The organism is Thainema salinarum CENA647, from assembly GCF_057732415.1.
In genome coordinates, this window is record NZ_JBYJZJ010000022.1 from 3,283,250 (window position 1) to 3,306,677 (window position 23,428).

General features: G+C 49.7%; 23 protein-coding genes, 1 tRNA gene and 2 pseudogenes. 8 read left to right on the forward strand and 18 right to left on the reverse strand.

All coding sequences use genetic code 11. The features are described 5' to 3' along the window. Positions 1-35: 35 nt before the first annotated feature. From AC286M_RS21200 to AC286M_RS21230, 7 genes and pseudogenes are all read right to left on the reverse strand, one after another. Positions 36-260, reverse strand: a pseudogene (locus AC286M_RS21200) (DUF1636 family protein); the annotation flags it as partial. A 180-nt stretch (positions 261-440) separates the two neighbouring features. Beyond that, the gene (locus AC286M_RS21205; protein WP_488206287.1) at positions 441-1,400 is read right to left on the reverse strand and encodes an ABC transporter substrate-binding protein; all 960 of its coding nucleotides are present in this window, start codon (positions 1,398-1,400) and stop codon (positions 441-443) included. A 13-nt stretch (positions 1,401-1,413) separates the two neighbouring features. After that, the gene (locus tag AC286M_RS21210) at positions 1,414-3,189 is read right to left on the reverse strand and encodes a TonB-dependent siderophore receptor (protein ID WP_488208857.1); all 1,776 of its coding nucleotides are present in this window, start codon (positions 3,187-3,189) and stop codon (positions 1,414-1,416) included. Beyond that, positions 3,156-3,953, reverse strand: a complete 798-nt coding sequence (locus tag AC286M_RS21215; RefSeq protein WP_488206288.1) for an AMIN domain-containing protein — start codon at positions 3,951-3,953, stop codon at positions 3,156-3,158. Before AC286M_RS21215 ends, AC286M_RS21210 begins: the two co-directional genes overlap by 34 nt. Positions 3,954-4,187: 234 nt before the next feature. Continuing rightward, positions 4,188-5,171, reverse strand: coding sequence for a helix-turn-helix transcriptional regulator (locus AC286M_RS21220; protein ID WP_488206289.1), 984 nt, complete (start codon positions 5,169-5,171; stop codon positions 4,188-4,190). A 296-nt stretch (positions 5,172-5,467) separates the two neighbouring features. Beyond that, on the reverse strand, positions 5,468-6,763 hold the full coding sequence (locus tag AC286M_RS21225) for an MFS transporter (protein ID WP_488206290.1): 1,296 nt from the start codon (positions 6,761-6,763) through the stop codon (positions 5,468-5,470). Positions 6,764-7,005: 242 nt separating this feature from the next. Next, on the reverse strand, positions 7,006-7,176 hold the full coding sequence (locus AC286M_RS21230) for a hypothetical protein (protein WP_488206291.1): 171 nt from the start codon (positions 7,174-7,176) through the stop codon (positions 7,006-7,008). Between the two features lie 285 nt (positions 7,177-7,461). Here AC286M_RS21230 and ahcY point away from each other — a divergent pair, with 285 nt between their 5' ends. The 6 genes and pseudogenes from ahcY (at position 7,462) to AC286M_RS21260 (ending at position 11,694) form a co-directional block, all read left to right on the forward strand. Further along, positions 7,462-8,739 (forward strand): adenosylhomocysteinase, encoded by a 1,278-nt coding sequence (gene ahcY, locus AC286M_RS21235; RefSeq protein WP_488206292.1) that lies wholly within the window; start codon positions 7,462-7,464, stop codon positions 8,737-8,739. A 501-nt stretch (positions 8,740-9,240) separates the two neighbouring features. After that, positions 9,241-9,798 carry a DUF4394 domain-containing protein gene (locus tag AC286M_RS21240; RefSeq protein WP_488206293.1) on the forward strand — a complete coding sequence of 186 codons (558 nt, stop codon included), beginning with the start codon at positions 9,241-9,243 and terminating at the stop codon, positions 9,796-9,798. A 45-nt stretch (positions 9,799-9,843) separates the two neighbouring features. After that, the gene (locus tag AC286M_RS21245) at positions 9,844-10,215 is read left to right on the forward strand and encodes a helix-turn-helix domain-containing protein (protein ID WP_488202941.1); all 372 of its coding nucleotides are present in this window, start codon (positions 9,844-9,846) and stop codon (positions 10,213-10,215) included. A 22-nt stretch (positions 10,216-10,237) separates the two neighbouring features. Beyond that, positions 10,238-10,798 (forward strand): annotated as a pseudogene (locus AC286M_RS21250) (IS630 family transposase); the annotation flags it as partial. Continuing rightward, positions 10,783-11,193: a DUF4394 domain-containing protein gene (locus tag AC286M_RS21255; protein WP_488206294.1), complete on the forward strand. Its 411-nt coding sequence runs from the start codon at positions 10,783-10,785 to the stop codon at positions 11,191-11,193. The pseudogene AC286M_RS21250 and the gene AC286M_RS21255, both read left to right, overlap by 16 nt. 297 nt (positions 11,194-11,490) lie before the next feature. Then, a complete protein-coding gene (locus AC286M_RS21260; protein WP_488206295.1) occupies positions 11,491-11,694 on the forward strand; it encodes a hypothetical protein in 204 nt (67 codons plus the stop codon). 260 nt (positions 11,695-11,954) lie between these two features. On the opposite strand, the gene AC286M_RS21265 is transcribed toward AC286M_RS21260, so the two are convergent. The 8 genes from AC286M_RS21265 to AC286M_RS21300 form a co-directional block, all read right to left on the reverse strand. Next, positions 11,955-12,028, reverse strand: a tRNA-Arg gene (locus AC286M_RS21265). 85 nt (positions 12,029-12,113) lie between these two features. Then, positions 12,114-13,196 (reverse strand): tocopherol cyclase family protein, encoded by a 1,083-nt coding sequence (locus AC286M_RS21270; protein WP_488206296.1) that lies wholly within the window; start codon positions 13,194-13,196, stop codon positions 12,114-12,116. Positions 13,197-13,201: 5 nt separating this feature from the next. Beyond that, a complete protein-coding gene (locus tag AC286M_RS21275; protein ID WP_488206297.1) occupies positions 13,202-14,203 on the reverse strand; it encodes a YegS/Rv2252/BmrU family lipid kinase in 1,002 nt (333 codons plus the stop codon). 212 nt (positions 14,204-14,415) lie between these two features. Continuing rightward, entirely contained in the window at positions 14,416-14,853 is a 438-nt protein-coding gene (gene rsfS, locus AC286M_RS21280) for a ribosome silencing factor (protein WP_488206298.1), read from the reverse strand. A gap of 64 nt (positions 14,854-14,917) precedes the next feature. After that, positions 14,918-15,568, reverse strand: a complete 651-nt coding sequence (gene yqeK / locus AC286M_RS21285; RefSeq protein WP_488206299.1) for a bis(5'-nucleosyl)-tetraphosphatase (symmetrical) YqeK — start codon at positions 15,566-15,568, stop codon at positions 14,918-14,920. Positions 15,569-15,808: 240 nt separating this feature from the next. After that, positions 15,809-16,336, reverse strand: coding sequence for a ferredoxin (locus AC286M_RS21290; protein ID WP_488206300.1), 528 nt, complete (start codon positions 16,334-16,336; stop codon positions 15,809-15,811). Continuing rightward, complete coding sequence (locus AC286M_RS21295) at positions 16,336-16,728, reverse strand: DUF1257 domain-containing protein (protein WP_488206301.1); 393 nt, start codon at positions 16,726-16,728, stop codon at positions 16,336-16,338. Before AC286M_RS21295 ends, AC286M_RS21290 begins: the two co-directional genes overlap by 1 nt. 151 nt (positions 16,729-16,879) lie before the next feature. Further along, positions 16,880-17,095, reverse strand: a complete 216-nt coding sequence (locus AC286M_RS21300) for a DUF2997 domain-containing protein (RefSeq protein ID WP_488206302.1) — start codon at positions 17,093-17,095, stop codon at positions 16,880-16,882. Between the two features lie 641 nt (positions 17,096-17,736). On the opposite strand from AC286M_RS21300, the gene bioU reads away from it, so the two are divergent. Further along, the gene (gene bioU, locus AC286M_RS21305; RefSeq protein WP_488206303.1) at positions 17,737-18,777 is read left to right on the forward strand and encodes a (S)-8-amino-7-oxononanoate synthase BioU; all 1,041 of its coding nucleotides are present in this window, start codon (positions 17,737-17,739) and stop codon (positions 18,775-18,777) included. 236 nt (positions 18,778-19,013) lie between these two features. Here the strand turns inward: bioU and AC286M_RS21310 are convergent, their stop codons facing one another. Continuing rightward, positions 19,014-19,877, reverse strand: coding sequence for a fructosamine kinase family protein (locus AC286M_RS21310; RefSeq protein ID WP_488206304.1), 864 nt, complete (start codon positions 19,875-19,877; stop codon positions 19,014-19,016). 120 nt (positions 19,878-19,997) lie between these two features. Beyond that, the gene (locus tag AC286M_RS21315) at positions 19,998-21,302 is read right to left on the reverse strand and encodes a M16 family metallopeptidase (RefSeq protein WP_488206305.1); all 1,305 of its coding nucleotides are present in this window, start codon (positions 21,300-21,302) and stop codon (positions 19,998-20,000) included. 387 nt (positions 21,303-21,689) lie between these two features. On the opposite strand from AC286M_RS21315, the gene AC286M_RS21320 reads away from it, so the two are divergent. Beyond that, positions 21,690-21,911, forward strand: coding sequence for a hypothetical protein (locus tag AC286M_RS21320; RefSeq protein WP_488206306.1), 222 nt, complete (start codon positions 21,690-21,692; stop codon positions 21,909-21,911). 188 nt (positions 21,912-22,099) lie between these two features. Here AC286M_RS21320 and AC286M_RS21325 read toward each other — a convergent pair whose 3' ends face one another. After that, a complete protein-coding gene (locus AC286M_RS21325; protein WP_488206307.1) occupies positions 22,100-23,104 on the reverse strand; it encodes an NAD-dependent epimerase in 1,005 nt (334 codons plus the stop codon). Positions 23,105-23,428 lie beyond the last annotated feature (324 nt).

Below are 23,428 nucleotides of genomic sequence, written 5' to 3' on the forward strand. Positions count from 1 at the left end.
GCGAATACCCATCCACCCTATCCTGTGAGAAGCCGCTACCGTGTATCTACCACCCATTCACTCATCCACCTACTGCCGGAATCTTGGCAAATACTTACTGACTGCAACGCTTCAGGAAACTGCTTCCAGGGAATATCGCCTGTGTTGTCATCGAGGTAGAGCTTGCCGAACTCAAGCAGGGCAGGAGCTGTTGTATCCGTTGGTAGAGTCGTAAACAGGTAAGTGGGTTTTGGGGGAGCGGAAAAGGCAACGGCGCAGGGGCGCTCGCAGGTTCACAAACAACCGACAGGCTGAATTTCAAAATGAGCAGACTGTGATTGCTCAGCAGTTAACGTGTTGAGTTGTTCGAGCAAGCGCGCATCATCAGCAGGTGATGTTCGTCTCTTTCTTCGGAAGAGTGGCAGGATTGGCAGATGAATAAAGTGTGTTTGGGCATAGATCTATGGTGTATTAACAAGGTATTTTTCCAAGTCATCCAAGATTTGATTTGCTCCTAAGATCCCTCTGGTGTCCCACCTTTCGGGAGGGACAAGATATAGTCGATCATTTTTAACGGCTTTGAGACGGCTGAAGAGTGGATGTTGCTGGTAGAAACTGAGAGGTTTGTGTTCATCGCTGATGATGAATAAGGTGTCTGTATCGAATTGATCAATGCTTTCAATATTGAGATAAGTGCTGACAGGTATTAGTTTATAATCCAGCCCCAGGTCTATGAGAACATCTGAGATCGCATCGTAATTTTTTACAGGTGTATAGACAAGATCAGAATTATAGTAAATCACAGAAACTTCTATTGGTTGAGACTGTTCTCTTAAACGTTTCTGCAAATCTTCAATTCGTTGTTGATATTGATTGATCAGTGCTTCGGCTTTTTCTTCTTTGCTAAAAATTTTGGCAACGTAGCGCAAGGCTTCCTTAAACAAAGCCTCGTCGCCTGTCTGATCAAAGTTAAAAGGCATTTGGATAGTTGGTGCGATCGCGGATAATGGTTGATAGGGTTGCTCCTTGCTCGCTAAAATCAAATCTGGTTTAAGCATCAACACTTTTTCCAACGAAGGCTGCTCAGTTGACCCAATATTTGTCGCTTCTTTTATCACATCAAGCGATGCACCGCGAAAAAAATCTGATTCTCTATCGTAAAATGAGGCAAAACCCACAGGTTTGATACCAAGAGCGATAGTTGGATCAAGTGCAATGTTAGAGTCCAATACGACAACTCTCTCTGGGTTTAAAGGAATGCAAGTTTCACCAAGATTATGCTGAATAACCCGACAATTCTTTGAGATTTGTGCGTTTCCAATTTTGGCAACCTTGCTAGCCGTATGACATCCTATAGTTAGCAAGGCGATACTAACAGTAATCAACGAGTAAATGACGTAGTAAAGAAAACGATTCCTCATGATTTTTTAGAGCTTAAAATTGCCATGAAATCGTTCCTTGAACTGTCAAAGGAGCACCTCGCTGAACAAAAGAACTAGAACCAAAATCGCTTGCAAAACTCTCTACGCCAAAGATATTCCGAGAATTTACAGTGGCGCGGAAGCGATCTCGCTCATAAAAGATTGCAGCACCGGTGCGAAGAAAACTGGGCAAAACCACTGTGTTTGCATTATCTGCAAATCTATCACCTGTAAAAAAGAGTCCTAATCCAAACCCTAACCCCTGCAAATCACCACCTTGGACAGTGTAAGCTGTCCACACATTGAAGGAGTGTTCTGGAGCAGAGTAGCGTCGATTTCCTACTGTTGACAAATCGTTGTCTTCGGTGATTCTGGCATCAGTGTAGGCGTAACCTCCGATAATATTCCATCCCGGTAAAATTTCACCACTAACATCCAACTCAACCCCTCGGCTTCTTTGTCTTCCGGTTTGCACCGAAAAACCTGGAGTGTTCGGATCAGGTGTTGTAACATTAGAGCGAGTGAGATCATATAAAGCAAGATTTGCGGAAAGCCGGGCATTGATATCAGCTTTGACACCCACTTCATATTGGGTCCCTCGCTCTGGGCGAAATGTGTCTCCGTTTGCTGCAACCCCAATTGTCGGCACAAATGATCGAGCATAGCTAGCATAGAGAGAAATTGGTGCAATAGGTTGATAAACAATACCTACTCGTGGACTAAACGCCGTATCCGATTGGTTGTTCTCTTCATTGCTAAGACGATTGTTGCTGTTCTCTCCAAAGAAATCAATTCGTCCACTCAAGAGTAATCTTAGATTATCTGTAATGGTAATTTGATCCTGGAGATATAGTCCCAATGTATCTCTCGTTGTTAACCTATCAACCGTAGGTTGCCCTGTAAGATTCACAGTTTGGTCATAAGCTGGGTCAAAAATATCTATGGGTTGGGCGTCTACAAATTCAAAAGTAAGATCGTTTGTGTCACGCGTTAAGTCAATGCCAGCCAGAAGTTGATGCTCAATCGAACCAGTGGCGAAGTTGCCGAGCAAATTGGTATCTAGATAATAAGTGTTGAGGTTTTGCGAACCAGCAAAAACGGAGCGGCTGAGTGTACGATTGTCGTTAGCAAGAATGCCAGAAAAGAAGTTGGTCTGTTCTTCAGCGTTGTAAAACGTGTATCGAAAAGCATTTCGCAGTTGCCAATTTTCACTAAAGCGGTGCTCTAAGCGATATCCCACTCTACCGTTAAAGATTCTGCCGTTATCGACAGGGCCTTCCGGGTTAAAACTACGGCTAATTTCTCCATTTGGGTTTTCGAGTACAGTGCCTAGAATAGGTTGAGATAGGCTCCCATCTGGTCGATCCAAAACATTGACATCACCCTCAAGAATAAAATCAGTATTAATCCCCTGAAATGCCACGCTAGGAGCAATAAAAGTCTCGCTTCCCCCAAAAAAATCGATATAGCTATCAAAGTTGCGATAGCTACCTATCAGTCGATATAGCAATGTTTCAGAATCATTTAAGGGGCCAGAAAGATCGACGATACCTTGATAATCATTAAAACTGCCTGCGGTTGCGCTCACCTCATAAAAGGGATCACTTAACGGTTGTCGAGTCACAATGTTGATGCTGCTACCTAGCGATCCAACTTCACCATATAAAGCGGCAGCAGGACCTCTCAAAACCTCTAAACGTTCAGCATTGACAAATCCACCATTAGTAGAAATTTGAGGGTCGGGAATACGATTGATCAGGTTGCCGGAGAAATTTTCAAAGCCTCGTATAGTAACAAATGCTCTACGGTCGGCAGCGTTGGTATTGAGGTGACACCAGCTACGTTTTCCAAACCTTCTGTAATGCTCCTGACTTGCCGATCTTCCAACACTTGTTCTGGAATTACTTGAACTGAAAATGGAATATCTCGCAGTGGTGTATCAGTTCGCGTTACAGTCGTTGCGCTTCGTGGGTTGTAGCCTTCATCCTGCTCTCCCGTCACCACCACCTGAATCGCATCGTCGTCTGTACCCGCAACTGCCTCACCCAGCGTCACCGCCAAGCCTGTCGCCGTTACTTCCGCCACAGGCGGCGCATCCGTTCCCGTAATTGCCACCCGCACCCGGTTTCCTGGCTCATTCGTCACGCTCACCAGGACAATGCCTGCCGCAGGGCTGAACTGTTCAAACGAACCGCCACCCGGTAAAGCCAACACCGCGTTAGGAATCTCCGCAATCAGCGCATTGCTCACTGTTTGGGTTGTGGGAGTTGCCAGTTCACCCGCTGCGGTTTCTTCTACGCGCACTTCAGTAATTTGAGTTAGCGAAGCTTCGATTTGGGCGACCCACTCCTCAACGGTCGTTGCAGATGGTTCAAGATTAGACAGGAGTGATGGGTTTCCCTGAGCGTCAGTTGAGGGGATTATGGGTTGGTCGGTTGATGAAGTGAGCGGGTGGTCGGGTGATGAAGCGATACTTGCGTCACTTCCCGAATCCATTACTCCATCACTCTCCGACGCCTCTACTCCATCACCCCCACGCTCCCACGCTCCCACGCTCCTGCGCTGCCACCGACAAAGAGCCAACCGAAACATCACTTCCAGCGATGCTCAATGCCGCTGCCAACCGCACCAATACCCAAAGCTTCGTTGTTGTCATCACAGTCCTCACACACCTCGTGAAACCTTCAGTTGCGAAGGATTCTTGTTTATATAGAACAGAGTGTAAAGACTGGAGCCCGATCGCATCCACTCCAAAACCGAACCATCACCCCAAAAGCGAATTTTGGATCACTTTTTGCCAAGCAAACATTCTCTGGGCGTAATGCCAAACTGCCGTTTGAAAGCGACTGCAAACTTAGCTGGGTTGGCGTAGCCTACCGTGTTTGCCACATCCGCTACGGTTCTTCCAGGTTGGTGCAGAAGCTGCTTGGCCTGCTTCATCCGCTGCTGAGTCAAGTAAGCAAACGGTGTCACGCCAAATACGGCCTTAAAGCCCTTTTGCAGAGTGCGATCGCTCATGCCCACTTGCTGAGCCAGAATAGTTTGATTAGGAGGATTTTCGAGGTGCGATCGCAAGATCTCCGCCGCATAGTGAATCCGGGCAACGGTATCCGCTTTCAGCGATTCTGATACAGCCGTTTGGCTAGGATTTAGCATGCCATCAAGCTGGAGGGCAGTCAGCTCAAACACCTTGCCCTGCAAATACATTCGCTTAGCCACACCCAAAAAGGGGCAGTCAATGATCTGCCGCACCACCAACCGCATAGCCTCTGTCGTCTTGGGCGAAAACACCTGCTGCCAATTCTCACCGTTCACCAGCGGCTGTAGCTCAGCAGGAAGTTCACCTGTAAGAGTAGCGAAAAGCTGCTTGAACAGGTGCGGCTGGAGGTGAATATCGACGCCAATTTCAGGCACATTGGCCAGATGATAATTGCTCACCGCTGGTTGAATCCCGCTACCGCCAATGTAGCCCTGGGTCGCATCCTGATAGAGAGAACTGCCGCTATCGACAATGCCCGCCAGATGCACCATAAACTGCACCAGGTGAGGATGCTCCACACCGCGAAATGTCAAATTTTCATGATAGTTTTCATTGAAAATGGCCAGCTCCAGACCCGGATAGAGTTCCAGTTCACGGCGATAACCCCTGCCCAACTGCGACGGCATCGTGTGAATGGTTTCCAGGCGATCAATCGAAGTGGCAGGTGGACAGTGCTGTTCAGCTTCTATCCAAATGGCGTCAGCTTCTTGAGCAGGTAAATCAAGGCTCATGGCGAAAGCAACGCGATTCTGATCATTCTATTAAGAATGATCTCAATAATAAATCGGTACGCCGATAAATGTCCTCCCCCTCGGTTTCCGCTTGCTGACACAGTTCTTCCAGATCGCTATGCACTAGGGTGAACGTGTTTTGAGTAGATGGAAAGGGTGGTGTCACCCGATAACAAACGTCCATGCTTCCAGTAGCGGAAATAAATCTAAATGAGATTTATTCTTACTAAGGGAGCATAGCATGGACGCGGCAATCTGCTGGTCTATTCGCTACAGATGTCTGCTATGGATGTTTGCTACAGATGTTTGCGATCGCACTGTTTGAAAAAGTTGGCATAGCAGCTAAATCCGACTGCACCAACGGTCAGCATCCCCAGAGCCAGAACAATCTGTAGGACGGCCATACCGCTACCGGGTTCAGCGCCGACGATTGGACTGAAGATCGTTTGTCCACTTTGCAGCCACGGCTCAAATAAATTGTCAGCTAGCGGCCCTGCCACGAGATTTGCTAAGAGTGTAACGACAGTGCCAACTAAGTAATCTGCCGCAAACACTCGACCCTGCAGCTCTGAGGCCACATTGGCGTACCAGACCGCCATGTAGGAACTCATAATCAGCGGCTGATGCAACGATGCACCGAACCCTGCCGTGGCCCAAACGATGGGGATCTGCCCCAGTCCCAAGAGCAGCGTACTGATGCCAGTCCCCAGAAATCCCACCAGGACACCAACCATTCGCCGCTGAAACCCACCCCAAACGCTGAGAGCCGTCGCACCAATCACGCCACCTAGCCCAGAAGCCGCAACCACTAAGCCTAGCACCTCTGTATCTCCACCCGTGCGAGCGAGCACCAGCGGCTGATACAGGACTTCGCTAATCTGATGCAAAAATGCGAAGGTAGACAGAGCCGTCATCGTTGCCAGCAGGCTGGGCTGCGAGAGGATGTAGCGAAACCCAAAGGTGACATTGTGCCAGAGCTTTTGACCTACAGTTTTGGGGTCAGTCGCGTCCGGCTGATCTGTGGTTTCCTTTGCCTTGACCGGGATTTGAATCGCTAGCAGCGTCAGCATTGCGATCGCAAATGTGGTCATATCAATGGCGGTAATCCCCAGCAGGCCAACTAGGGGATACAGCACTCCGGCCAGAGCTGGAGACAGAATGCCTGCCCCGTAGCCAACGATGGCTCCCATGCTGGTAGCGCGGGTATGGTGCTGCTCGGGCACAATCAGCGGCACCAAGGTTGAATACGTGAGCACCTGCAAATTGCCAAAGCAGCCAATGATGGCCGCAATCAGATAAATATGCCAAATGTGCAGCACCTGCAGCGCCGCCAAGATGCCGACCGATATTGTGCAGCAAGCTGCGCCGGAATCGCTGAGCAGGAGCAGACGTTTGCGGGAAATGCGGTCAGCCAGAATGCCAGAGAAGGGCGCGATCGCAAGTTGGGGCAGTTGGTAAAACACTAGGATGAGTGCGATCGCAGTTGCGGACTGAGTTTGCTGCCAAACCCAGAGGGTCAGCGCAAAATACGTCATGCTGCTGCCAATCGAGGAGGCAAGCTGTCCGAGCCAAAGAATGATAAAGGTACGCACAGAATGAGCCAGATCTAGAGCAGAAGCATGATACAAGCTCCTCGAATTTAATTTCTTTGCCAGCCGGAGTTTTTTCTTTGCGAAATAGACTTTTTGAAGAGACGTAATACAGCGCTTCTTGCGCTAGTAAAGGGAGATTATTTTTTGAAAGCCGCGCTTCGCGCGGCTTTCAAAAAATAACTTGTACCTCAGTAGCCTAGGAAAGGCTATATAATGCTGGCTGGCTGCTAGGATTCTGCTCCTTAGTTTGGTGCAAGCGATTGCTCTTTGAGTTCCTCCAGATACAGCTCAGTGCCAATGGCACCAGGTAAGCCTCGGCAGAGATAAGCGGGAATGAAATAGACGCGACCAGCTTGGCTGGCATCTAGGGATTGTGCGATCGCACGATAGAGCAGGCTGGCATCTGAATTCAAGGGGCCAGTGAGATCAATTCAGGCAGATTCAAAATTGGAGTATCTGCACGAGTGGTCGTGCTGGCATCAGGCACAAAGTAATCATCTTGCTCACCAGTCACACTGATTTAGATAAAGTCATCATCCGAGGCTTGAGCGGTCGGATCGCCAGGAGTGGCAAGGGCATCACATAAGCCTCCGCTATCAGAAAATGGGCAAAGGCTTTTTTATTGCTTGCTATGGCCTTGTTTTTCCGAGAAACTAGAAAAGGCAAAATTACACACCCAAACTTAGTAACAAAGCTTCATGGTTAGTAGTCCAGTTCAAACGAGACACGACGTCAAGGATCTCAGCCTTGCCACCCAAGGTAAACAGCGCATCGAGTGGGCTGGGCGTGAGATGCCAGTACTGCGGCAAATTCAAGACCGATTTGCCCAAGAAAAGCCCCTAGATGGCATCCGAATTTCAGCCTGCTGTCACGTCACCACCGAAACCGCCCATCTTGCGATCGCACTTAAGAATGCAGGCGCTGATGCGGTACTGATTGCCAGCAATCCGCTGTCTACTCAAGATGACGTAGCAGCTAGCCTGGTGGCTGACTATGGCATTCCAGTCTTTGCTCAAAAGGGCGAAGATAACGAGATGTACCATCGCCACGTCGAAATCGCCCTCGACCATCGACCCAACATCATTATCGATGACGGTAGTGACGTAGTGGCAACTCTGGTTAAAGAGCGCCAGCATCAGCTCGAAGACCTAATTGGCACCACCGAAGAAACCACCACGGGGATCGTGCGGCTGAAGGCGATGTTCAATGACGGGGTTCTCACGTTCCCGGCAATGAACGTCAACGATGCCGACACCAAGCACTTCTTTGACAACCGCTACGGTACAGGTCAATCCACCCTCGACGGCATCATCCGCGCCACCAACATTCTGCTGGCTGGTAAAACCGTCGTGATCGCGGGCTATGGCTGGTGCGGCAAGGGTGCTGCGCTGCGGGCACGCGGCATGGGTGCCAACGTCATCGTTACCGAAATCGATCCGGTTCGCGCCATTGAAGCGGTCATGGATGGCTTCCGCGTCATGCCGATGAGTGAAGCCGCGCCACAGGGCAACATTTTCATCACCGTTACGGGCAACAAGCACGTCATTCGCAAAGAGCACTTCGACGTGATGAAGGATGGCGCAATAGTCTGTAACTCCGGCCACTTCGATATTGAGATTGACCTCAAGTCGCTCAAGGAAATGGCCACTGAAGTGAAGCAAGTTCGCAACTTCACCGAGCAGTACGTGCTCGGCAGCGGCAAGTCAGTCATCGTCTTGGGTGAAGGTCGTCTGGTGAACCTAGCAGCCGCCGAGGGCCACCCCAGTGCCGTAATGGATATGAGCTTTGCCAACCAGGCACTGGCTTGTGAGTACCTGGCGAAGAACAAGGGCAAGCTGGAACCGGGTCTACATTCCATTCCAACTGAAGTTGATCAGGAAATTGCTCGCCTGAAGCTGGTGGCAATGGGTATTGACCTGGATACGCTAACGCCTGAGCAGGAAATCTACATGAATTCCTGGACGGTTGGCACCTAATCGTTAGTCTCAATTAACGAATTTTCCAATAAATTCCTGTAGGGGCGAATGGCCATTCGCCCCTACACACGTTTAAACCGATATAGTGATAGTCCTATTGGTTTAGGACGTTGTTGTGGCGCAGCATCGCCGCGCCACAACAACGTTCGTGTCCTAGCTTCGCTGACTACAGCTATATCAATGATGAGTTGAGCCAAATTGAAACGAAGGGATATTAAGCAGAAACGTTGAACAGAGACGAAGTGCGATCGCACAATTCCTCAACCGCCGCGTTTACACAATAGCGCTAGTGATCCTGAATCAGTCAGCATTGGCACTTTATGTAAACCTCACATAATCAGGGCTATTCCCTCAGTTAGATAAAGTTTTTATAAAGCGCTTATCTCCGTAAATCTAACAGTTCGTAAGTAGCGTACCCGAGGCGTAACCGTACAAACACATCGTGTTTTTGCGGATAAATCCTGATTAAACGTCTCTAACGTTACCTATTGTGAGGTTTTCATGAAACTAGCGCAGCTATGCCTGGTTACTCCCGCACTGACCGCCGCCGCTCTGACCCTGATGGGCAATTTTCAGATAGCTGAAGCCGCCATGACTCGGCTGATTGGTTTGACAGACGACAATTCGCTGATTTACTTTAACCCCGACGATCCGAGTAGCACCCGCACGTTGTCCGTCACGGGAGTTAACGGCTCTCTGCTTGGAATTGATATTCGCCCCGCTAACGGACTGCTCTACGGCATTACCGATACAAACGAGATTTACACCATTGATTTGAAAACAGGGGCTGCATCCCTACAGAGCACCCTTTCGCCCTTATCCTACGCAGGCGGACAAACCTCTGGATTTGACTTCAATCCTGCCGCCGATCGGCTGCGGCTTGAGGGTGTTAATGATCAAAACTTCCGAATCAACGTCGATACGGGTGAAATTGCCGACTTCGATCCTGATACTCCGGGTGTGCAGCCAGACGGCACCCTCTCCTATGTTGACGGAGACGTTAACGTTGGTGCTGATCCAAATGTAACCGCCGTGGCCTACACCAATTCCTTTTTATAGCGGTTTGCAAAATTATGCAGTACGCTCGTTTGTACTGCTTTGGTCATGCCTATGCGTCCCCACTCCGCTGATTTACGTCACCGTATCGTCACCCTTTACGAGCAAGGTGAAGGATCCATTCGACAATTAGCCAAGCGCTTTCAAGTGAGTCAAGATAGCGTCCGTCTGCTTGTGAAACAGTATCGAGCTACCGGAAGCATCGCCCCCAAACCCTATGTCGGCGGTCCTCAACCCACGCTTCAAGCCAGTCACCATGAGGTGTTACGGGAGCTAGTAGAAGCGGATAATGATGCCACGTTGGCCCAACTGGCTGAGCGCTTAGCCGCCCGAACCGGCATCCAGGTGAGCGGTAGCACCATCAGTCGCACCCTCAGCAAACTGGGCATCACGCGAAAAAAAAAGTCTCAAGGCCAGTGAGGTCTATAGCGAAGCAAAACAGCAGCAACGCTATGACTACTGGCAAAGCATTCGGAATGTAGCCGTCGAAGATTTGGTGTTTCTTGACGAAACGGGAGTTAACTTGGCCATGGTGTTGCTGTATGCGCGCGCTCAACGAGGTCAACGGGCCTATGCCCAGCAACCGAAAGGCCGTGGCAAAAACCTCACGATCCTCGGTGCCATGAGCCTCAAGGCTGGGTTCCTTGAGGGCCTCAGCTTTACGGGTGGCACGACAGGCGATGTGTTTTTGTGGTTCATCGAAACGCTTCTCTGTCCACTCCTATGGCCGGGAGCGGTCGTGGTGATGGATAATTTGCCTGCCCATAAAGTGGACGGCGTCAGGCAAGCCATTGAGGCCGTGGGGGCACGAGTGATTTATCTGGCTCCTTATTCCCCAGATTTCAATCCGATTGAAAACCTGTGGTCAAAGTTGAAAGGGTATTTGAGAGCCGTTGAGGCACGAACTCCGCAAGCCTTGCATGAGGCGATCGCTCAGGGGCTTTCTCTGATCACCTTAGAAGATGTGCGTCACTGGTTCACCCACGGGTGCTACTGTGCTTAATCAATCTGCACACCGCTATAGGCGCACCCGCAGGCCGCTCAACTGCGCTTTATACAATTGATTCAGAACTGGATATCTTGGCGCTGCAAAACCCGGCAAATGCTGGCGGCTTAAGCACCATTGGTTCTCTGGGCATCGATTTTGAGACGCTCGGTGGCTTTGATATTCTTTCTCCCGAAGCAGGGGTCAATACTGCCTACGCGGCCTCTGGCTCAATGCTTTACGGTATCGATCTAACCACTGGAGAGGCGACTTCTTTGGGCATGATTGGGGGCAATAGCAGTTCGCTGGTGGGCTTGGCCGCAACTGAGGTACCTGAACCCGGCATCATGAGTGGTTTAATCGGTTTCGGTCTACTGGGAATTAGCCAGCTGCGCAAACGAGTTCAGCTCTAGTATTCACTACACTCTGGGACGTATTGGCATTTTTTGTCACAATGGGGTTTGGGGCAAGTGTCAATACGTTCTAATCATGATTCAGGATTATGCAGGGTTTGTTGATTGACTACAGGGTGCGATCGCAGAATTCCAGTCACCAAACCTTAAAAGATTTGGCCAAATTCATGCATTATTGATTTTGTCAATAAACCTGTATCAAAACCTTACAAATAACCCCGACGGGGCATGGGAGAGAGCTTATCGTCTGCCTAGGATGGAACCAACCCTGAATTATTCCTTGCAGGAGAATCTCCCATGTCAAACACTAACTTATCGATTGAAAACCAGTTTTCCCACGCTACTTTCTGTATGCAAATTGAGCAAATGAATGACGACCAGGCTCGGCAGATGGCTTGTTTTTTGCATGAACAACTATTGTTACAGCGAGAAGCCTATCAGCAAATGCTGGCCACGCAATGGGGCATGGATAGTTGCCAAGGCGTTAATTTTCGCGCTTAACAACGCACTTGATAATGCTCTTGATAACAAGAATGACTAGCGGTTGCCAGCCATAAATGTTTTCGTAAACCAAAAAGCTGTGATACGTCCGATCCCGCTGGTTGCACCCACAACGGCAACAACTTGTTGATCAATAGGCTTCAGTTGCATAACAATTAACGACAGTCCTTGCCCCAACTTAAAAAGGAAACAGTAATAAACACTCTCTCTGGTGGGGGAAGTTATATGAAGTCGGTTTTTCTATGGAAAATAAGGAGAAACGGGACTGGCGCGATTCGAACGCGCGACCTACCGCTTAGGAGGCGGTTGCTCTATCCTGCTGAGCTACAGCCCCAGGTACAGTGGACATTATAGCGGTATGACTCATCAAACAATGGCTTCTATTGCGAAAGCTTGAGCAAATCATGATATTAACTCGGCTAGTGTATCCAGGTTTCCGTCCAGGGGCCACCGCCTACTTCAAGGCCGCAGAGCGAGCTGGTTGCTTCGAGGATGAGAGCGCGATCGCACTTTCGGCGTAAAGTCAGCTGCACATCCCCCCGCATCGTGTCGCGGCAGAAGTAAATGAGTCCGTCACGGGTTGGTGCCCGCAGCGGTGTACCCGGCTGATCGGTCGTACCCGTTAATTCAACTTCGTACTGGTCATTCTCTGCCTGCATTGACCAGTAGCCCCAGGGTTTAATTTGCCAGTGTACTGTGCCATTCCAGGGTACAAATTCATAAAACTGACCGCGATAGTGTAACCCCACCATTGCCACGGATTCCATCCAGGCCAGGACTTGGCGACGACCACCACCAGCGGTGAGGGCTAAATCCGGTTCACCGTCAAAGGCGTTGCAGTTCAGCCAAAACCACTTGATTGGAAAAGCTCCGCCCCAGTTCTTTTCGCTGTAGGCTGGCGCATTGGCGAATTCGTAGCGCTGATTATTCCAGTCAATCCAGCCTGTTGCTCGACCGTGAGCAATCAAAATTTGCCAACCGGGTTCAAAAATTTGGAACTGGGATAGCCAGCCAGCTGTAGACTGCTGCGGTTGCCCAGTGCTACCCCAACCGTAAATAGGTTCAGTGGTGTAGTTCCAAGTTGCAGTTTGGCCAGTGCCCGGATCGGTGAGCTTGCCTTGGTGATGCGTGGCTGTCACCTGATAGCCTTCGGTAATCTGCTGATCAAACTCGTTGGCAGGTAAATAGCCAGGGGGCTGTCCAGCTTGTACTGGCCGACTGTGGCCCAGCCCTAGCGCATCCGGCCACGCCCAAAACTGAGTTACATCTGGAAATGTGCGGCAGAGATATTCATCATTGGGGCCGAGAATTTGTGCGCCCCCGCCACTGTGGGGCTGTCCTCCTTGGGGATCTTCAATGGAGTACATAAAGGCGAAGGTTTGCTGAATTTCTGGCAGGGTAACGCGGAAGTACCAACCTTCAAAAAATCTGCGATCGCGGCCATCCCAGTGATAGCCGCTATGGGGAGTTTGTAATAAGTCAGATCTTAATGGACAATTCAACAGCGTTATCCTCCACCCATTGTGAAATAGGTACTCTCTTCCATTTCCTCTATTAATTTATCGGCTGAATCCACCTCTTTTTGGCTTGCTTGATTCACTTCAGCCTGTTCGGCTTGCGGTACAACCACAGTTAATGCATGCGGAATACACTCAATATCCAACGGTGTTTCGCCAACGACTTCTCCATCCAGAGCAACACGCTGAGCCGGATGCGCTTCAATGCGAACATGCTTAGAGCGGAGATAGTGAACATGCTCCTGGCTCGCCTCAACGCCCCGAATTGCAGACTGTAACAGGTTACTTGTAGCTGCGATCGCACCTGACACACCATCATGGGTAATATAAGTCACGTCCAACAGACCATCATCGCCAATAATACCCGCTGGCCCTTGCGCCAAGATGGAAAGGGGTGGAGCAATGTTGGCCACAGTGATGGCAATGACCTCTGCTTCAATCGTTTCTGCTTCAGTGCGAATTTTGGCGGAAAACGGGTGAAGGTTGACTAATTCTTTTAGACCCGACCAGATATAGGCTAGATTGCCGAATCGATTTTTCAGCTCTCGGTCAGCATGTTCAACCATTTCGGCCTCGAATCCAATGCCTGCAATCAGAATAATGGATCGATCCTGCCATCGGGCAACGTCGATTTTCTGAGTATGACCGTTCAGGATTAGGCCACAAGCCCCCTGGATGTCTGTCGGGATACCTAATGCTGTCGCAAATGCATTTGCCGTACCTCGCGCAATTACCCCCAGCGGAATGTCAGTATGAATTAATTCCGCCGCTGCTGCTGATAGAGTGCCATCCCCACCAGAGGCAATTACCATCTCGGCTCCCTGTGCGATCGCATCTTTTGTGAGTTCCGCTGCGCCCCGTTCAGGCGTCGTCAGTCGCACTTCCAGTTTGATATCTGAACCCAGAATAGATTGAATTGTATTTAGTTCTTTTTGATGATTGTCTCCTGCACCTGCAACAGGATTGAAAATCAAAAATGCAGAGCGTTGCATATTGCCTAAAGCCAGAGTGTTCCTAGACGTACATTATGGGTACATTAAGCCCTGTTCTAGTTCAACCTACAGGCGTATAGTCCTGCGTTTAGCCGATAACCTACCGACGTGTTTTTGAGGCGGTTCGTCTTGAGGGATAGCAGAATTCCGACGATATCGCTAAGCGATATCGTCGGAATTCTGCTATCCCTTATCTTGATACGGGCAGTCGGCTAGGGTGCCGATGGCACAAATGGCAGTGGCTCGGCATGTGCCCAGAAGGCTTCAAGATTGTAGAATTCTCGCTCGTCCGGCAGGAAAATATGGACAATCACATCGCCATAATCCTGTAAAATCCAGTTTCCCTCAGACTGTCCTTCGGTGCGTAGGGGATAGCGTTGCCATTCTTCGGCAACCCGATCTTCGATAGAGCGCGAAATCGCCCGCACCTGCACATTGGAAAAGCCCGTCACGATTACGAAGTAATCGGCAAGGTAAGAGACTTCTGTCACTTTGAGAACCGTGATGTCTGCACCCTTGCGCTCATCTGCTGCGGCTGCAATGGTCAGTGCCAGTGCCTTTACCTCTTCATCCGTGAGAGACTTCTCAGCAGCGGGAAAACCAACGACATTAGAGTCTGGGATCCGAGCGTTTAGGTTGTTAGACATCATTAATGTTTTTTGTCCTCATTAAATACGTTAATAAACCAGGATACTGTTGTGATCCTAACAAGAGTCAGGCGGAGCGGATCTGATTTGCTGATTTTTGTGTCGATTTATTGCAATGGTGTTGCAAAAAGTAATTTCGCGTTCGTACGGCCCGCGGATGAATCAAGCGACGCTTTTTAATCAACGCTTGCAGCTTCATCTCACAGGTTAAATAAACTGCTTCGCCTAAATCTCGCTGGCTGAGCTGACGCAAATTGTTGAGCTGCTCCGTGTCCCCTCGGCCTGGTTCTAAGCTATCAGCCAGAAAAACAATGCAGCTGAGCGAATCCATCTCCGGTTGCCCCAGCGTATGATTTGCGATCGCAGCCAGTACCCCCTCATCGGTAATGCCAAACTCATCCCGTGCCACAATTGCACCCACATCGGCATGAAGCAAATGGGGATTGTCGTAAGCAACCTCGTCCAGTGCCAATCCTTCAGCTTCAGCCATCGCTAACAGCGTTTGCGCCGGAAAGTTCTTGGCTGAATCATGTAGCAAACCCGCAGTAGCCGCAGGCGTGGGATCAAGGTCGTGCTGCTGCGCCAGTTCAACCGCCATCTGCGCCACCCGCTGGACATGCTCAATCCGCGACTGGGGCACATGATGTGCCTCATACCAATCCAGCACTCGTCGTCGAAATACATCCGTCGGCAACACATCAGCAAGCACGTTAATCATTCTCTCCTAATCGTAAACATCTCATCTCCACCACTCGCCTCCTTCTGCTTTCCACCACCAAACCCACGCCCCTCACCCATCCACTCATCTACCCACATACCCTCCACTCCACCACCAACCATCCACTAACCCACCATCAACCATCAACCATCAACTACCAAAAAACAAAAGACCCCAGAACACAATCCGCATCCCAGAGTCTTTCCGTAATTGCAATGTAAAGCTTAAACAAAGTGCATCCTATCGTCTGCGATCGCGTTCTTTACGACGACGACGCATGGCCGAAACCAGCGCTGGATCAATCGGAAATCCGGGCGTTGGCATCACCTGATAGCGACGCTCTCTTTCCAGTAGCTGAAGCTCGGTGTAGTCAACCCAGTGAATGCAATCAACTGGACAGGTATCGATTGCTTCCTGAATGACCTCCTCTGGATCTCCATCTTGCCGGATCACGCGCGAGCGACCATATTCCGGCTCAATGAAAAACGTGTTGCGCGCGACGTGGGCACAGTGCTTACAGCCAATGCAGGTCACCTCGTCAACATAGACACCCTTCTGGCGCACAACGCCACCCAGTTCTGGCTCCAAACCTGACCGATTTTCAGCATGCCGCAGCATACCGCCCAGTTCTGGTTCTGCGCCAGTTGGTTGGGAAGGATTGCCTGATAGCTGATCGCTCATAGACTGATCGCGCATTTGCGCGTGGTCACCCATTAAACGATTGTGATCAGGCAGTTGCCCCATCAGATCGTGGCCTGTATCCACCATTACGCGCTCCAGCGTTGTAGCACCAGGCGAATAGAACCATCTTGGTTGTTTTGCTGTTCAGCCAGTTGGAATCCCTGGCGCATGGACTCACCCAGCACAGTGTGATATGCGTAGCGCTGAGTTACCTGCTTGATGAAGCCTTCAACTGAGAGCGGCTGCTGCCAATACTGCAAGTCAGCAACTAGTTCGTACTGCTCGGTTTCTGGATTTAAAGTGAACCCAATGTCGTATCCATTGTCTTGAGCAATTGCGATCGCAGCGGCATGGGTCTTACCCTGATACCCCTTAACGTCGCAAGGCCCTGACTTCCAATCAATACCCAGATCAGTCAAGGCTGATTGTAAAGCAGGAAGATGGCGAATTTGTGTTTTAATTTGGCTGAAATGTGACATGGCCGCTTGCCTAAAAAATGAACTGCGAGAAAATAAACCTAGAAAACGATCTAGATATTGAATCTAAACAAATTGCAATACTTTGAAACTATTTGAAGATCAAATTCAACAGTTATCTATAGTAAACGCTTAACCCATGATGGATTGGAGTTTACCATTGACTCGTTGAGGTTTGATTATAAGCAGTCGCAGAAGATTGAACCTGCTGAGCTTGATTGAAGTATTCTGACGTGTGCTCCTGATGCAGCACATGACCGAGTTGAGCTTCAATTGCCGCTGTAACTTCCTCGCAGGAGGATCCTACGATGCCAGTCACTGTCTCAACCACGCGCCCATCGGGATAGATTACGAACTCCAGGGTTTCCATGTTGGCTTAAATGTCCTGTACATTGGCTGTTGCAGCGCAGAGCCACGAAAAGCCCCACCGTCAGCAACTTCGTCAACTACTACTGATCTGCTTCTATCCGCAAATGGTAGAAACAGGTTGAAAAAGTATGTAAAACTTAAAACTCGTGCAGGTGCCTACACTTATTAGTGATAGTTTCGCGTAACTTGTCAGAGCAGTCAAGAGAAATGGGTCGAAAGTCTCATCAGATCTAACTTTTGGCAGTTTTTCAATTATAGAAATTGAGATTTTTTATTCCTTAAGTAATTGAAATATCTAAGTAGGTACGGGCTGAAACCTGCATCTGTGTAACTGAATGTAAACAAAAGGCAAACCGATTGATGGCTATAGCCTTCGAGTTGTTTGCAAATCTCAATATGGCGTAGTTTTTCTACCCCAACCTACTTATGGGTAAAGTTGTAATGCTTGATATTGCTTAATCCATTACGTTGTTTCAAATTGCATCAGCCATTTTTGATCTTAGAGAAGAGTGATACGCCAACGAAAATGTATACCGTTCTCAGGTTTCAGAGTTTTCTGCCTCTGATGAATGGGTTTTGTCTGTTCAACTTGTAAACGAAAACGGGATAATAAAGCCTTGAATGTAATCGACGGATGCAAGTATGAGTGCAGAGCAAGTATCAAACACCCAGAATCAGGAGCAGGCAGAGACTCATTTCACCCCCATTCGAGTCGGTATTCTCGGCTTTGGTGGACTCGGACAAGCTGCCACCCGAGTGTTAGCGGGCAAACGCGAGATGCAGTGGGTCGCGGCGGCTGACAAGCAAGGATATGCGTATCAGGCGGCTGGATTAGATCCCGATCGCTGTATTGCCACCTATCAAAATCAGGGATCCCTGGGCTATCTCGATCCCGAAGGCGTATTAAGCCAGCAGAGCATTCAGGATTTGCTGGAACAGTGCCAAGGCGTTGATGGATTTTTTCTCGCCCTGCCCAATTTGCCTAACGACTTCATGGCATCAGTCACGCGGCAGTTTATGGCATCGGGTTGGCAAGGAGTTTTGGTAGACGCCCTGAAGCGAACCAGCGCGATGGAGCAGATTCTAGAACTGCAAGCCGATTTGAAGGCCGCTGGTATTACCTACATGGCGGGCTGTGGTGCTACGCCCGGATTGTTGACTGCAGCAGCTGCGATCGCAGCTCAAAGCTATGCCGAAATTCACCAGGTCAAAATCACCTTTGGCGTCGGCATTGCTAACTGGGAAGCCTACCGCGCCACGATTCGGGAAGACATTGCCCACATGCCCGGTCACAGCGTCGAGTCGGCCCGCGCCATGACCGATGCCGAAGTGGAGGCGTTTTTGGAACAAACCAACGGCATCTTAACGCTGGAGAACATGGAACATGCCGATGATTTAATGCTGGAACTGGCGGGAATCTGCGATCGCGATCGTGTTTCAGTCGGCGGCGTCGTTGACACTCGCAATCCTAAGAAGCCTCTCAGCACCAATGTCCAAATTACTGGACGGACATTTGAAGGGAAAACCTCAACGCACACCTTCACGCTAGGGGATGAAACCAGCATGGCGGCTAACGTCTGTGGCCCAGCCTTCGGCTATTTAAAGACAGGCTACCAGCTTCATCAGCAGGGCTTACACGGCCTGTTCACCGCTGCAGATGTGATGCCACGATTTGTCCGTTAGTGTCTGTAGGGGCTTGACAGTTGCTAAGTCTTTTTTGAGATATGTAGGGTGGGCACTGCCCACCCTTAGCTCTGTCTAAGACGATGGTGATGCTGCTCACCCTACTTCGTGGCTAATCCAAGTTAGCCTCTACTGCCGCTTTTTAAGCTATAGCAGTTCTAGGTAAGAACGAGAGAGGAGCGTGCCTCAGGATGAGGCACGCTCCTCTCTCGTTTTCTCACTCTTAACTGGAATCACTATAAAAGCTGCGCGATCATTCGGTTGGCCTGATAGCCGTAGCTACCGCCAAACAGATTAAAGTGATTAACGATGTGATAAAGGTTATAGAGCGTTTTGCGCCGCTCATAGCCGCTGTCTAAGGGATAGGCTGCTTCGTAGCCTTCATAAAATCCAGCTGGGAATCCGCCAAACAGCTCACTCATGGCAATATCCACCTCACGATCGCCATAGTAAACAGCTGGATCGAGAATCACAGGCTGACCGTCACTTGTCACCGAAGCATTACCTGACCACAGGTCGCCATGCACCAAAGACGGTTCTGGATCATGTCCGGCCAGCAGTGAAGGGATCGCATCTAGCAGCTCATCTGACTTGGGAAAATCGCCACCATTGCGCCGCGCTAGGCTGAACTGAAAGCGCATACGGTGCTCCACATAAAACTCGACCCAGCTTTCCGTCCAGGGATTTTTTTGAGGTGTTGCGCCAATGGTATTACTTTGCCGCCAGCCAAAGCCTTTGTCGCTGGTGCAGCGGTGCATCGCCGCGAGCTGCTCACCCATGCGATACCAGGCAGTGCGATCGCGATTTCCGCCCAGGTCTAACCAGTCCATTACCACGTATGCGTACTGATCCGCCACGCCCCAGCAGATCGGGCGAGACACGAGAATTGTTTTCGTATCGGCAATCTCTTTTAATCCCAGCGCTTCAGCCTCAAACATGGGTAGTTGGTTGGCCTGGTTTAGCTTGACGAAATAGTGTCGCGAACCGTCGCTAATCTGATACGCCTGGTTAATACTGCCGCCGCCGACGGAGCGTCGATCCTTAATTTGAAACGGAGTGCCTGTTTTTTGGCTGATTTGATCTGCGATCGCATTCCACATGAAGCTAATTCTAGGTTTTAATCTGCAAGGGAGGCAAATTCTATCCCAAAATCGAAAGTGGTGGACGCGCAGTAGGCCGCACATCCACCACTAAGCTGGACTTTGCGTTCCCAAACCCTATTATGCAGGTCGCATGGTCACCACAGCATAAGCCTCTGGCGAGAGATAGTGTTGGGTCGCCTGTTGAATCGCATCGGCATCCACCGCTTGAATATGGGCTGGATAGTTGAGCGCATGGACGAGATCGCCCGTCTGGGAATGGTAGAACCCGTAGAGACCAGCCCGATCGCTGGGGGTTTCATTGCCGAAAACATAGCGGTTCGCCACCTGGGTCCGAATGCGGCTCAGCTCTGCTTCAGTGACAGGCTCTTGCTGCATCTGGCGGATGTGCTGCAAAATTTCCTGCTCAGCCGTTTGCAGTTGCTCTACAGGCAACTGAGCTGAAATATAGAAGCTGCCCTGCAGACCAAACGTCATATTGCTGGCCGAAATGCTGGTAACGATACCACGTTCCTCTCGCAAATCTCGCACCAGTCGTGCCATCCGACCCCGACCTAGAATCGTTGCTAGAACATCCAAGGCATAGGTATCGTGCAGGTTCTGCATTCCCGGCACCCGCCAGCCGATTACCAGTCGCGCCTGCTGAATACTCTCATCCACATAGTCAAACCGCCGAATCTCCTTCAAAGACGGTTCTGGCGCATAGGGAATAAACTCGCAGGCACGCCCCATGTTGGGATAAAGCTGCTGCCGATGCGCTTCAGCCTGCTCAAAACCATGTGCGATCGCATCGATTAATTCTGTTGCTGGCAAATTGCCAACCGCCACAGCAGTCATTGCGCTGGGTTGATACCAACTGTTGTGAAACTCGCGCATTTGCTGAGCGGTTAGCCCTTCAATCACCTCCGATGGCCCAAGCACCGGACGACGATAAGGTAGACGATCAAACAGCGCCTCCATTGAACGATAAAACATCCGCCGCCGAGGATTATCATTAGCCCGCCGGATTTCTTCCAAGATGACAGGCCGCTCTCGCTCAAAAGCTTCTTGATCCAGCAGTGGATTCATCACCACATCGATTTGAAGCGGAGCTAGATCGTGAAAATCTTTGGGTGCAGTAGTGATGTAGTACTGAGTATAGTCTTGGCTAGTGGCAGCGTTAGTCATTGCGCCTCGCTCTTCAACCAGCCGCTCAAACTCGCCACAGCGAATCTTAGGTGTGCCCTTAAAGACCATGTGCTCTAAAAAGTGAGCCATGCCGTTGATTTCATTCGGTTCAACCACCGAGCCGACATTGAGCCAAATACTCAAGTTAATCGCCTCAATCGGCATTTGTTCAGCAATGATCGTTAATCCATTCGGTAACTGGTGAATAAGGGGGGCATTGAGCTGAGGTGGTGCGGACTCAAGAAGAATAGAGCTCATGAAGTACAAGACGTATGCGTACAGTTCAGAAAAAACGGGGTGTGTGCAAGCGCTGGGTTTGAAGAATGAGAGATAGGCGCTGCGGGTATCAATCTCCTAATCTCTACCGTAGGACTTTTGGCTGGACTCATTAACTCCCAGTATGGCAAAAGTCCTGCCGATCCGACGACTGTTTGCCCCGTATTCCCTATATTTCCCAAAAAATAACCTAAAAAATAGCGTAGAGATACGGCTATACCCAAATGCACTGCGCTACATCACAGGATTCTCTGACAGAAATCACGGATTTGGCGTGCGTATATCACTACCACAGATGTATCTCCGTCACATCTAGGATGCCCGTAGTTTCACATAATGAGAATATTGAACTCATATCTTGCCGTAGCCATGTCTACTGCTTTTCTGACTCTTATTCCTGGCGCGATTTCTGAACTGTTTGCCCAAGCCACGGCGACAGGACAGTTGACGTGGGCAGATCGCTATGGATTAATGGCTGCCATTCTGTCGGATTCTCTATCGGATGAAGAGCGATGCGCGATTGATCGATTGCTGCGAGCTGTCAAAAACCAGCGTATTATCATCAAAGATGAAATTTCAGCGTTGCTGTAGCGCAAGCGTGAATCGCGTGGCTTAAAACCGGAAGCATACGCTTAAAAGGGGCTAGCAAATGCTAGCCCCTTTTTTGATCCAGAAATCTAAACCCGTTATACAAACTTCTACTAAGTTTTACAAAATGAGGGTCAAAAGAATTGGGTAATGCCCAACGCCTTGGTTGCGTTTCTCTAGCGAGATACGGCTTAAACGCCAACGGCTGTTTGGGTTTTGCTGTAGTACTCGCGATACCAATCAACGAAGCGCTGAATGCCAACCTCAATGGGGGTTTCCGGCTTAAAGCCAACATCGTTCATCAAGTCGGTGACATCGGCATAGGTCGTCGGCACGTCACCAGGCTGCATCGGCAGCAGGTTTTTCTCGGCTTTTTTACCCAGGCACTCTTCAATCACTTCGATAAAGCGGAGGAGAGAAACAGGGCTGTTGTTGCCGATGTTGTAAACCTTATAGGGAGCCTTAGTCGCACCCTCTGGATTCGCTTTGGGAATGTGGTGCATCACCCGCACGATGCCCTCTACAATGTCGTCAATATAGGTGAAGTCGCGCTTCATATCGCCATAGTTGTAAACATCAATCGGACGACCCTGTTCAATAGCCTGCACAAACTTGAAGTAGGCCATATCAGGGCGACCCATTGGGCCGTAAACCGTGAAGAAGCGTAGCCCAGTCGTTGGTAAACCGTATAGATGGCTGTAGGTGTGGGCCATCAGCTCATTGGCTTTTTTGGTTGCAGCGTAGAGCGAGACGGGATGATCAACGTTGTCTTCCGTAGAAAACGGAACTTTCTTATTGGCACCGTAAACCGAGCTAGACGAGGCGTAAACCAAGTGAGAAACATTGCTATGGCGACAGCCTTCTAGAATGTTGACGAAACCTACCAGGTTGCTGTTGGAGTAGGCAAAGGGATTTTCGAGGGAATAGCGGACACCAGCCTGAGCCGCGAGATTAACAACGCAGTCAAACTGATGCTCTTGAAACAGGGCTAAGACACCTGTTTGATCAGCTAGATCCAGCTTTTGAAACGTGAAATTAGGTTTGTCGGACAAATTCGCCAAGCGATCATGCTTGAGCTGCACGTCATAATAATCATTGATGTTGTCAACACCGTAAACTTGGTGCCCATCGGCCAGCAAACGCTGGGACAAAAAGTATCCAACGAAGCCAGCAGCTCCTGTGACTAGCACCCGCATCCGTGTTCTCCTTTCCTGGTAAAAGTGCATTGTATCGACAGCCATCGCCACTTGAATGAGGATTGGAACGTCTTAATGCGCCGCAGAGCCACACTACCCAATGTTCTCACCAAATAGCGAATGCTGTAACACACTATAGGCACTTCAACTCAGGACTGCCAGGGCAATCCCTTGGCTTAATCAAGTCTTGATGCAATCTCCGCGTTTTCTGGGATTTGCTTAGCATGAGTTCGCTGAGCGTAGAAGGGAGTTGAGAGGCGGCGAGTTCCAATCCACTCATTATTCTGCACAGTAAGTATCGTAGTAGGTGTCAAGATAAAGGCA